The following is a 12,431-nucleotide window of genomic DNA, read 5'->3' as shown; positions in this document are numbered from 1 at the left end:
TGACCCTTGGCATCGGTGGTCAAGCCACTGGCAACCTTCGTCCCGTCCTTCTTATGAAGATCAAACACAGCGCCCGCCAGGGCTTTACCTGTATCACCATCGGTCTTTGTTAGAAGAACGCTTCCCAATGCTTTCTCATCCGTTATTGAAACCTTTACTTGGATATTGTTTCCATCGATAGTAAAAGCATGCTGTGTTGCATCTAGCTTATATCCAGCAGGTGCCTTTGTCTCAATAACATAATAGTCACCAGAATTAAGACCAGTGTAACTTACAGTGCCATCTGATTCTGTCTTAAGATCTGAAGCAACCTTAGTCCCATCTTTCTTGTAAAGATCAAATACCGCTCCAGCTAAAGGGCCTGAGCCATCAGCATCAGACTTCTCAACCGTAACTTTTCCTTTTTGATTAGTTTCCGAAATAGAAACGTTATTATCATCGTTTGCATCACTATACTGAAGGTTAATTTCCTTACCATTGGCCAAAATGGTAGAGATTACATACCCATCTGGGGCCTTTGTTTCAACTAAAATATACTTCCCAGATTTAAGATTGTTCCAAGTAATACTGCCAGATGCATCTGTTGTGCCTTTGCGAAGCAACTGTCCCTTTTGTCCAGAAACATCAGACCAAAGTTCAAAAGAAGCTCCAGCAATTGACTTTTTGGTATCTGCATCACTCTTGGTGAGAACAAGATTGGTGTTCTTACCAGTTGCCGACCCGCTATTGTTTACTACTGCCGTCGATCCACTGGTATTGTTATCAACATCTTTTTCGCCTTTTCCTGATATTGAAGCTGTATTTGTCAGCGTATCATTAATCTTTGACGAATTGATCAGTGAGCGATAGTGTATCGAGTAAGCCGAGCTGATTTCATTTGTAAAGGAAATCTTCATCGTTTGCTTACCAGTTGCATTATCAGTCTGCAAATCCACAGAGTAATCCTTACCAAGTACTAATGGCTTGCTCTTATCTTCGGTAAATTCACCATTAGGATCTACCTTCCCTGGATAGATCACAATAGAACTCTGATCAATAATCTGATTGTCAGAAGGCTCATCGGTAACAACTGCATTGCTGAAAGTTGACTGTGCTTTATTGACCCATATTGTCCATAACGCATAAGCAGAGTTAGTTGGATCCTGTTCGCCAGTCTTATCTAAAACATTGCCGCTATAAGGTACCGACACTTGAGCTGTTAAATTACTGGACTCTTGGTTGTTTGTATAGATTGCTGTATTGTCATACGATTTTTGATCAATGACCTTACCAGAGAGGCTAGTCTGGTAACTCAATACATAAGCTTTAGAACTATTGTCTGGTAATTTCGCAGTAAGTTGTTTCTTAGCACTGTCAAAGGAAATATTAGCGGAAGCAACTTGTGTCCCCAAAACATATGAGCCATCTTTGTTAATAGAAGCCTCATACAACTTGGCACTATCTGCTACATAGTCTTGGTCACCAATGATTGGATCAGTGATGGAAGCGTTGCTAAGTTGACGTTGATTATAGTTAGCAACCACGGTCCAAGTAATTGTCTTCGAAACGGCGTTGTAACTTCCTGATTTGCTGCCATCATTTTTAAAGTCAGTCTTAGGAGTGAAATCTGCCTGTCCCTTGTTTGTATGATCGTGACCGTCTTTGTCAGTCCAAGTTGCCGTCGCAGTGTTAGTCCACTTGCCCCCATCTGGGAGGCTATTCGTTTCAAAGGCAGTTTTATAACTTAGTGTATACCAACTTGTGGCATGTTCCTTTAAAGCATTAGCAAAGGATATGGTAAACCCGTTTCCCTGCTTGCTAATCACATAGTCCGTTCCTTCACTGAGAGTTGTATTATGATCTTTATCCTTTAAAATAAAGGAATCATAGTCTACGGTCAGCCCATTCGGGACTGGATCGGTCATTGACCAATTGCTCATATCTTGCCGAGCCATATTGATATCAAAGTTCCACGTAACATTCTTGGTGTTGTAATCAACGGCCCCTAGAGACTTAGTTAGCCCCTGCTGTCCGACTGAATGATCTCCAGAATTCGATTTTTGGCCGTTGCTATCTACCGAGTTACTAATCTTTTGGCCTTTATCACCAATTGGGTCTGTTACTTGTGACTGATACGAAATTTTGACTCCCTTGTTCAAACCATTGGGGAAAGTAATAGTCATTTCCGTTCTATCAGTGTTGTAAGTCACTTTATACTGATCAGTACCGATAGGCACGCCAGCCTCATCAGTTAATGAAGGTTGTTTGTCGTCAACAGGGAATGTTTGACCCTCCGATAACGTATCTACCAATTTGGTGTTGGCGGGAAGTGCCTTTTCACCATAATTGTAGTCAATATGCCAATTATACTTTTGACTACCATTATTATCCTGACCGTCAAAACTCTTGGTTAAAAGTTTTCCGTAGTTAGCGTTTACTGTCGCACTAGCTGGATAGTTTTTATCACCGTTAGTTAAGGTAGCGTTGTTCGTAAAGGTTAATTTTCCACCATTATCTGGCAATTTACTCGAATCAATATCGCTAGTGTATTCAACCTTAAAAGCCTGATAGGTATCTGCATATGCACCAATAAACGTGATTTTTCCATCTTCAACCTTGTAATCTGTACCTTCTTTAAGAGGATCGCCAGTTTTAGTCACATTCCCATTCAGATCAACTGTCAAGGGATATACACTAACCGATTTCAGCGTGGTTGGCACAGTGTTGGTAGTATCACTTGGCATTGGGTCAGAAATTGTTGCATTCTTTAGCTCTTGACCATTGGTATTAATTGTGACGTTCCACGTAATCCCGGTTGGATTATTTCCAGATGTGTTAGCGCCAGTTAGTTGACCAGTCTTTGCGATGTCGTTACCACCTGATGGCTGAACAACGATTGGTATCGTTACCGGTCCAGTAGTCGTGTCAATGACAATGCCTTCTTTGCCAGACGATGAGTCACTGCTGATGGTAGAAGTATAACTAAATGTCCCTTCAATGTGGTTCACGTTTTCAACATCACTGTTAAAGGTGAACTTAACTGTGCCATCAGCAGCTATGCTATAAGTTCCATAGTCACCGAGGGTTCCCGTACCTGGTTTATAGGTAACTCCTTCAGGTAACTTAAATGAGAAATAGTCACCATCTTTTACTTGGTATCCGTCTTTCAGCTCATCCGGAATTGCCCACGTATATTGAAAATTAAGATTGGTATCTTTTATCACTTGTGTGGGATCAACAGTATTACCTTTGCTATCTGTGAATTCAATATTTGCTCCGGTAATGATTGTTCCTTTGGAGTCATCTGGCAAATATTGTGAGATATCATTGCCCTCAGCACTCTCAGAAATTGTCTTTGCGGTTTGGCTCTTCGACGCAACACTAGATGCAGCCTTGCTGCTAACATTGGCTGAAGGTTTATCAGATTTTGCTACTGAAGTAGTATCAGACAGTTTTGCAGTAACGTTTTGACCATCCGTTGAGAAATTGACAGATCCTTCTAAGGATGAAGTATCTGTGAGGCCTAGTTGGATCGTTGCTGTTCCAGAAATATTGCCTAAAACCTCTAACTGTAATTTGTTGGCCGAATAGGTATATTTTCCGACAACTTTTTGATTAGCATCAAGAATATTAGAATTGCTCGTCTCTTTCAGTTGCTGATTGTTAGAAAAAGATACGGAAACATCCTTATGAATACTTTCATCCGTCGAATTGTTTAATGAAAGTTTCAAATCAATGTTCCGTGAACCAGCAGTTTCCTGGGTTGCACCCAGAAGTTGAACCTCAGTAGCGTCACCGGCCGCACTGGATGTGGATGTAACAGCTCCCACAACTTGGGCTGATGATTGTAAGAAGAGCAATAATATCAGAATACAAGAGTACGTCTTCTGAAGTAATCTCCTTTTTTTCATAACTTATAGCCTCCCAAAAATTCACTGTCCAATATAATTAAGAACATCACCATACTATTTGCGTCCGCGTAAACTGCGGTTGGAATAGAGCTGACTTTCCTCATCATTACAATATCTTGATACTTGAAATAGGCGGGTAAAATTTAGAGTCACTCAATGTATAAATTTCCACCCATAACACTTTAGAAGTGTACCACAAAAGTTGACGTTTTAAAATATCGTTTTCAAATCCGGATGTAGAATACCTGGAAAAATTCCAAAAAGAAATGCATTAGGTACGATGAAATATTGGCGATCTCCTAAAGCAAGTCACTTTGCCGCAATAGCAGCTGTTCTTGCCGTTGCCGTCGATGAGACCGAGGGTGTCGTTTACAAACCGTTCTTCTTCAACCGTGACGACAGTAAGTTTAGATGCGAGGGCGGGCGCAGAGATCCAACGACGAACTTATTGCTAGCACGTTGCCCAGAATTTCCTATTGGCAAGATGCGTTCACTACTCGAATTGATAGATTGAGCTTTTTTTGGGGTACACCCCAAAAAAAAGCAGAGACAGGCGATTTAAATGCAGTTTCAGCTTCCTTTTTGGGTCGTTTTTAATTCAAAATAAGAAATGAATATTGATGTATAAATTGAAACTACGTTTAGAGGTGGCAGTATATGAAGATTGGATATGCACGTGTTTCAACAACTGATCAAAACCTAGCTAGACAAATTGAGGCTCTATCTAAAGCGGGTGTCGAGAAGATTTTTCGAGAAAAGGAATCTGGTGCAAAGATTGCGAATCGCCTTCAGTTGGTTAAGATGCTAAAATTTATTCGTGAGTCAGACACCGTATACGTTCAGTCATTAGACCGGCTTGGGCGCAACTCAAAAGACCTTTCTTTAATTCTGCAGCGAATTAAAGATGCAGGTGCAAATTTTCAGTCATTGGATTTGCCTGATTTTAGTGCTGTTCCTGACGAAAATTTGCGTAACATGTTGACTAATATTGTTTTAACTGTATGCCAATATCTCGCTGAACAAGAGCGACAGGCAATTAGGGAGCGACAGGCACAAGGTATCAAACTAGCAAAAGAACGCGGTGTTTACCATGGCCGCCCTGTTTTGTACTGTGCTAATAGTCGCAATTCTAAGTATCGACATGCTTATAATGAGATAGTTGAATACTTATGCAACGGATGGACCATTTCACAAATACATCGCGAATTAGGCGTTTCAAACAATACCATTTATCGAATTAGATCTGAGATCAATGCGAATAAAAAGTAATTAATTCAAGATTGTTTCGCTGAAAATTAAGTCTCACACTTTGTTGTACAATTCTTAAATAGCCAATTTGTAAGTGCTTAACTGCTAAGGCTGATCATTGCTTAAGTAAGCATGAAGTTATTAAGATTGAGGTGTGTATGCGAAATATACATTTAGATAGTGTGAAGCTTCATCGTTTCGACAAAGACAGTAAGTAAGAAATATTTGTATGAATCGGTGAATCTCAAACACGGTAAATATCATGGATGCGTACAGTAAGAGCGTATGTGTGCTTGCGACAAAGAGATGGAGAATTAATAGTGATCTTCTTGTATTTGCCTCTAGCATGTATGGGGCAAAGATACCTGTGATAAAAGATATAGAGCCTAATACGCTAGTGATTTGTCAGCGTATTAGGCTCTATATCTGTATTTTGAAGGTGGCACATCCGTGGCACAATCCAACGGTGTATTATTTAATATTATTGAATCCATCTGCGCATAAAAGTGTGATATACCGCAGTTTAATGCTTTAGTCATTTGAGAATAATATTTCCCGGGCAATTTTACCGGCGCACCCGCATGATCAGCGACACCACGACCATCAGCCCCATGACCACCGTCACCCCGATCGTGATCGCCGATAGCGGTTGATGGTGAACCAGCGCCTGCAGATCGCGGGCACAGATCATCCCGAACAGGATCAGTGACACCAGTAACTGGGAGTTTGCCCGTTGCTTGTCCATCTTGATCCCTCCTTCAGGTTCAGTCGAACGCCCGCCACGGCAACGCCGCGAGCAGGAGCCCGAGGAGCGCCAAGAGCCAGGCGTGCGTCACCAGCATCACGATCGCGCAGAGGCCCATCACACCCGAGAACACGCGGCGAACGAGGCCACCTGGCAGACTGTCTGCCAGCCGCGCAAGGGCATTGCCAGCATGCTGATCGAATTCCACGTGACGGATCAGCGTGACGGCGAGCAGCGCCAGCAGGACCGCCCCGCCGAACGCCAGTCCTGGCAGCAGCCAGGGGGTCGCACTTGCAGCAGGGAGTTGGTGGGTGAACGCCCCACTCGCTAGGTTTTGGCTCCAATGCGCGGCGACGCCGTCTGCGCTCAGTGCCTGGCTCAGCCAAGGGGCGACCGTGCGCTGAAGCACGGTCAGGCCAACATACACGACCCCGAGGCCCAACAGCGGGTTGGCCGTGTAGAACCAGCCGACCAAGGTGAGCGCCAACAGCGCAACGATCAGGAAGAAATCGAAGACCATCAGCCCGTTGGCCAACTGGGCGGCCAGCGTCATCCGGCCGGGGTAGCCCAGCTCGACAATGAACGCGACCGGCCGACTGAACTGCATCATCCACAGCCCGTTGATCACTGCCAGGCCAAGCGCGGTCAGCGTCCAAGTGATCACTTGGACCGCCGCCTGTGCGCGGCGCGTCATGCTCATCTGGCTTGCCAGCCGCAACCAACCGGCGGTGCGTGCGACCACCAGCCCGAAGCAAAACAGGCTCAATGGCGCGATCAAAACGTTCCCGATCTCGATGGTCAGCCCGCCGGTGAACGTGTCACCGAGCGCGGCAGCCACACCCCGAAGCGTCAGCGAAAGGCCGCCAAGCACCAGGAGCAGGCAGATGCCGCCCCACAACACGGTGCGACTTTGAAGTTTGAGTAATGCCCGTTGTTTCATCAGCTCACCCCTTTCGCCCGGTCGGCTGTTCGGTCCAGCGCAGTAACTGCCGCAGCACGAGCCACGCCAGGCCGGCCAGCACCGCGAAGCCGCCCAGTGGCACCAGCGGCTGTGGGGCCGCGTCCGGCGGCAGCCCGACAAGCTGGTGCAGCACATGACCCGCGCCGTGATCCGCCGGCATTGCCGCGAAGAAGGCACCGAACCCCGCCAGGATCACCAAGACCAAGTAGCCGACGCAGCCACACCCGGCGACCTGCTTGCGTGACGCGTTCAGCAGGAGCAGACCGAGGGCCCCACCCGCCAAGGCCAGCGCGAGCAGGAACACCGTCTGGATCACGAAGGCCAGGAGTGTCCCCCCGAGGCCGCCGAGGCTCGGGGCGTACGGCGTCAACAGGGACACCATCGGATGGCCCTGCCGCCGCGTGACCACCGAAGCACCCACTAACCCAGCCGCCGCGATCAGCGCCAGCGTCGTCAGCACGAGCACGCTGGTCCGCCGCATCGTGCGGCGGCTCACGCCGTTTTGTAGTCCGATCCCCAGCGCGCTGGTCACGATGATCCAGCCGCTCATCAGCATCCACATGCCCAGGATCAGCACCGTGTACCCACCGTTGGCCGTGGACGTGAACAAGCTGGGGAGCACCACCGCCAGAATGGCGCTGCCCCCGATCACGCCGATCAGCGTCGCGCCCGCCAGCTGCGCCTGGTACGCCAGCAGCGCCTTGCCTTTATTGCCCATTCGTCTCCGCCTCCATCGTCAGCTCGATGAAGAGCTTCTGCAGATTCATCGGCGCAAGGGTGACCCCTGCCGGGAGCGGTTTTTCCAGCGGGGCATCCAGCGTGTAAGCCGTCACCATGCCGCCCAACTGTTCGCGCCGCAGGACCGCGACGCCGCTGAGCCACTCCTGGACCAAGGCCGCGGGGCCGCTGACGACTCGACCCTTCGCCATCAGCTCGTCAAGGTCCTCGTCTAGCGCGATCTGACCCCCTTCCAGCACGAACACGTGGCTGATCAGCCCCGCGATCTCGTCGATGATGTGGGTCGACAGAACGAAGGTCCGCGGACGCGTCCCGTACGCTTGCAGCAGCGCCCGGTAGAACAGCTCGCGGTGGACCGCATCTAGGCCCAGCACCGGTTCATCGAGCAGGATGAACTCGCACGGCACGCACAAGGCGATGATCAGCTTGGCGATCGTGCGGTACCCCGTCGACAATCGGCCCAGCCGCGCCCGGACGTCCAGCTTGAATTGATGGGCGAGGTCTTGGGCCAAGTCCCAGTCGAAGTCGCCGTACATCTGCGCCGTCAGCTTGAACAGCCACTCGATCCGCTTGTCGGCGGGATACAGCATGGCGTCCGACATCAGGAAAATGCGGTTTTGCGCCTGCTCGTTCTCGACCACCGACTGGCCGTCTAGCAGGAGCGCCCCGCCGCTCGCGAAGGTGCGGTTGTTGACGATACGCATCAGCGTGCTCTTGCCCGCGCCGTTGCGGCCCAGCAGGCCGTAGATCTGCCCGCTCTGCCACGTCATGTTGACCCCGCGCAGGACCCGCTTCTCACCGTAGTTCTTCGTCACGTTCTTGAACACTAATTCACTCATGCCGATACTCCTTCTCGATCGCCGCGGTCAACTCCGCCTGCGTGATCCCCAGTGCCTTGGCCGCCGCCACCATCGCCGTGAGCCGCTCGGTGAAAAAAGCCGCCTGACGCTGCGCGCGCGCCTGCGCTTGGGCGCCGGCGACCACGAACATGCCGATGCCTCGGCGTTTTTCCAGCAGCCCCGCTGCCACTAATTCATTCATCCCGCGCAGCACCGTCGCTGGATTCAGCGCGTAGGTGCGCGCCACCTCCGTGGTCGACGGCACCTGGCTGCCTTCCGGGAACGCCCCCGACAGGATGCCAGCGGTGAACTGCGTGGCGATCTGCGCGTACAGCGGCTCAAGGCTGGTCGCATCAAAATGCACGCCCGCCACCTCCTTGTTATTCGGTTAGTTGGTCAAGCAACTAACCGGTTGTGCTCATCTTACGCGACTAGGAGGTGGACGTCAAGTGCAAAAAAGCCGCCACCCCCAAAACTGGGCGCGGCGGCCGAGCATTCACACATCGATCAGTTCTGCCCCGCAGGCTGGTGTCGGGTTCGCCGTTGCGCGGCGATCAGGAAAGCGACGACCGCAGCGATCACCAGAATGCTCCCCAGCAGCAGGAAGGTCTTGGCCCCGATCGTATCCCCTGTGATCACCGCCAGTAGCTTGATCCCATAAGGTGACAACAGCGCGCCGGAGTTAGTCCCAACCAGTAGCACAGAGGCGGTCAAGGTCTCGGAATTCGGTGACGCGACCGTCGAGACATTGTTGAACATATGCGCGGCGATCATCGGGTAGACGATCCCAAAGACCCACGCACTGATCAGCGTGACGATGAAACTACGCGAAAACGCGATCCCCAAGACCCCCACGGCGAGGATCGCCAAGCCTAGCGGCAGGATCCACCGGCTGAGCACTCGGTAGATCTGCCCGTAGCCCATCGCGGCCAACAAGCCAAGGATATTCATCGAGCCGGTGATCACCCCGGCCTGTGCCGCGGTCCCGTAACTTAGGCCCGTGATGATGAACGGCAGGTGCACGATGATCGCGATGTGGATCATGACCAGGAAAAAGAAGAACACCGCAAGTCCAAAGACCTTCAAGTTGATGTGCTGCTTTGGCCGCTTGCCGTCCGCCTGCGCCTTAGCACTCGCCGGATTGACTGGCTCCGGTACTAACAGGTAGAAAACCAGCGCAATTGGAAAGGCAAAAGCATACACCCAAAATGTGGCGTGCCAACTGATCGAGATCAAGTAACTGGCTACGAAGAGCAAGAACGACTGCCCGAGGTTTTCAAACGCGCTACGAAAACCCATCAAGTTCGCTTTTTGCTTATCTCGGTACAGGAAGCCGATCATTGAAACTGCGAGCGAGTTGAACATCCCTAGCCCCACGCCCAAAAATAGCCGGGACACGAAGATGACGGTAAAGCTGTTGGAAAGCGCCGGGACGATCCCGGCCGTACCAGCGATCACAAGGCCTAGCGCAGTCGTATTCTTGTGGCCGATCTTCTCGGCAATGAACCCGCTCAACAGGACCATGATCATGACCGAGAATGCCGGTAGCGTCGCCAGTAGCTCGATCGACGACTGACTGACGGCGGTGAACTGCTTCTCCATCGCCGGTAGGCTGACGGAGATGACGTAGGCCGAGGTCAGGACCAGTGAGATGGATAACAACCCGACCTCAGTCAGGAGATTACGTGAACGTGTCATACAGATGCCTCCTCAATGCGTGTGATCGTGAATAAGCGGGCGGTGAAGTCGAAGGCGTGCGTCTGATCGAAGCTGGGCTCGCGGGCTTTGCGAATATCGAACAGCTGCGGGATAAAGATTCCTTGGTGCATCAGCTCATCCCCCATGAACCGCTGACCGTTGACGAGATACGCGGCCGCTGGATCCAGCCCTGCGAGACGTAGCCAGTGGTCATCAGGATTCGGCTCGGCCATCACCTGATAGCGGGCCGCCAACCCCGTACGCCCATCCGCACGCATCACTTGCCAGGCCGTTGCATTGCCATCATACGGACTCTCTAGTCGCGTCAGTACACCCTGCTGCAACAGCGACCGCTGTGCCTTGTACGCCGCGATCAGGTCACGCAGCTCGTCTAGTTCCGCTTCTGGCAATCGCGTGATATCCAGCTCCACACCAAGCACCCCAAAAAATGCGACCGCCGCGCGCATCGCCAGACTCGTGATGCGCCGTGTCTGGTGGTTAGGCACCGCGGAAATATGCGCACCCATCGTGCTCAGCGGGTACACCATGGACGTCCCCCACTGTATCTTGAGCCGCTCGACGGCGTCAGTATCATCACTGGTCCACGCCTGTGGGGCATAGAACAGCATCCCGGCGTCGAACCGCCCACCACCGCTCGCGCAAGACTCGAAGAGGACCTCCGGGTGCGCCCGGGTCAGCCGGTCATACAACGTGTAGACCCCCTGAATGTAGCGGTACCCCAGCTCTTTTTGTTGCGCCGGCGGCAGGGCTAAGCTGTAGAGCTCCGTGATGTGTCGGTTCATGTCCCACTTGATGTAGTCGAGTTGCGCATCCACGATCGCCGCATCGATCGCCTCAAACATCGCGTCGACCACCTCTGCCCGTGAGAAGTCCAGCACGAACTGGTTCCGCGACGGCGTCATCCGCCGATCTGGAACATGGATCGCCCAATCTGGGTGGGCGGCATACAGCCGGCTTTGGACCGAGATCATCTCTGGCTCGAACCACAAGCCAAACTTTAACCCCAGGCCATGGATCGCCTGACCCAAGCCGCCCAAACCGTCCGGTAGTTTTTGCACATTGACCTGCCAATCCCCTAGCGATGTGGTCGCGTCGTTGCGGACGCCGAACCAGCCGTCGTCTAAGACCAGCAGCTCGATCCCCACCGCTTTGGCTTGCTTGCCCAGAGCGATCAGCTTGGCCTGATCAAAATCGAAGTACGTCGCCTCCCAGTTGTTGATCAGTACGGGCCGCGGGGTGTGCACCCAGTGCGGTGGCAGAAGGTGCGCGGTCATGAACCGGTGAAAATTGTGACTCATCCCGTTGAACCCATCATCCGAATACGTCAAGATCGCCTCCGGTGTGCTGAACGCTGTCCCCGGCGTCAGTTGCCATCCGAATTCGAACGGATCGATCCCCAGAGTGACCCGCGTGGTGTCGTAGTAATCAACCTCTGCCTGAGCGAGAAAACTACCGCTGTAGATCAGACTAAAGCCAAACACCGCGCCCTGTTGCTCATCTGTTCCTGGTCGCGCCAGCGCCAGAAACGGATTGTGTTGTGCCGAGCTGCTGTTGCGCGTACTTGAGACCGCCTGCACACCGCGCGTCAGCGGCCGGTGGTACAAGTGACGTTCCCTGGCCCACGCCCCCGAAAGCTGATAGAGCTCATAGGCGCTATCCGGCAAGTCTAAGCTCATGCTCAAAGCACGGTCCAAGGCCACCGTCTGCTGCCCACTATTGCGAAACGTCGCCCGACGCACGATCACATCCACCGCCGCGAAGACACTGAAACTCAACTCAAGCGTCAGCTCTGCCACCGGATCGACCAAGGTCACCACGAGTGTGTCGACCGTCTCCGGCTCACCGAAACTCGCGGGAAAGGCTGTCTCGCGCGGTTTGCCAGCAATGATCCGATGACTAACATAGGCAAACTCCGAGATCCGCGCGCCGTTGGGTGCAGTGATCTGATAAGCCGGATAACGAAAGTCTCCGTGCCCATAACTCGGATACTCCTGCTTGAGGTGATCCAGCGACATCTCCGGCCGGTCCGCTGCGATCACCGGCATCACCATGCGAAACTCATTGGCTTCGAGGTTCGCATAGTTAGGCTCCCGTAACCGCGGGCCATAGTAAAGGTGCCCCAGCTCACCCGTCGGCAGAATATTGAACAGGTAACTCGTATGGTCGGTCGACAACTCGAAGTGTCGATCGTCCGTGACATGGATCGTCATATCGTCCCTTCTCTCCAATAGGATCTTCCTGAGTCTTTGCTCAAGATAAAAGCAGTGTAGTCTCAACTGAAAATAAGTGGT

General features: G+C 51.7%; 9 protein-coding genes. 1 reads left to right on the top strand and 8 read right to left on the bottom strand.

The genetic code is table 11. The features are described 5' to 3' along the window. Window positions 1-3,890: collagen binding domain-containing protein (locus tag HII33_RS01015; protein ID WP_179393939.1), on the bottom strand; the 3,890-nt coding region annotated here is incomplete at its 3' end. A gap of 657 nt (window positions 3,891-4,547) precedes the next feature. Between HII33_RS01015 and HII33_RS01010 the strand changes: the two genes are divergently transcribed. Continuing rightward, on the top strand, window positions 4,548-5,159 hold the full coding sequence (locus HII33_RS01010; protein WP_125572033.1) for a recombinase family protein: 612 nt from the start codon (window positions 4,548-4,550) through the stop codon (window positions 5,157-5,159). Between the two features lie 544 nt (window positions 5,160-5,703). Here HII33_RS01010 and HII33_RS01005 read toward each other — a convergent pair. The 7 genes from HII33_RS01005 to HII33_RS00975 form a co-directional block, all read right to left on the bottom strand. After that, a complete protein-coding gene (locus HII33_RS01005) occupies window positions 5,704-5,883 on the bottom strand; it encodes a hypothetical protein (RefSeq protein ID WP_179393938.1) in 180 nt (59 codons plus the stop codon). 19 nt (window positions 5,884-5,902) lie between these two features. Beyond that, entirely contained in the window at window positions 5,903-6,823 is a 921-nt protein-coding gene (locus HII33_RS01000; RefSeq protein WP_179393937.1) for a hypothetical protein, read from the bottom strand. A 4-nt stretch (window positions 6,824-6,827) separates the two neighbouring features. Then, window positions 6,828-7,562: a hypothetical protein gene (locus HII33_RS00995; protein WP_179393936.1), complete on the bottom strand. Its 735-nt coding sequence runs from the start codon at window positions 7,560-7,562 to the stop codon at window positions 6,828-6,830. After that, a complete protein-coding gene (locus HII33_RS00990; protein ID WP_179393935.1) occupies window positions 7,552-8,421 on the bottom strand; it encodes an ATP-binding cassette domain-containing protein in 870 nt (289 codons plus the stop codon). Before HII33_RS00990 ends, HII33_RS00995 begins: the two co-directional genes overlap by 11 nt. Continuing rightward, window positions 8,414-8,785: a GntR family transcriptional regulator gene (locus tag HII33_RS00985; RefSeq protein ID WP_179393934.1), complete on the bottom strand. Its 372-nt coding sequence runs from the start codon at window positions 8,783-8,785 to the stop codon at window positions 8,414-8,416. The genes HII33_RS00990 and HII33_RS00985 overlap by 8 nt, the downstream gene beginning before the upstream one ends. 143 nt (window positions 8,786-8,928) lie before the next feature. Next, a complete protein-coding gene (locus HII33_RS00980; RefSeq protein ID WP_179393933.1) occupies window positions 8,929-10,119 on the bottom strand; it encodes an MFS transporter in 1,191 nt (396 codons plus the stop codon). After that, a complete protein-coding gene (locus HII33_RS00975) occupies window positions 10,116-12,350 on the bottom strand; it encodes an alpha-galactosidase (RefSeq protein ID WP_179393932.1) in 2,235 nt (744 codons plus the stop codon). The genes HII33_RS00980 and HII33_RS00975 overlap by 4 nt, the downstream gene beginning before the upstream one ends. Window positions 12,351-12,431: the final 81 nt, after the last annotated feature.

It is taken from the genome of Lacticaseibacillus absianus (assembly GCF_013407595.1).
GTDB classification, from domain to species: Bacteria; Bacillota; Bacilli; order Lactobacillales; family Lactobacillaceae; genus Lacticaseibacillus; species Lacticaseibacillus absianus.
The sequence above is the reverse complement of the archived record's forward strand: the minus strand, read 5'-3'. Positions and strand labels throughout refer to the sequence as shown.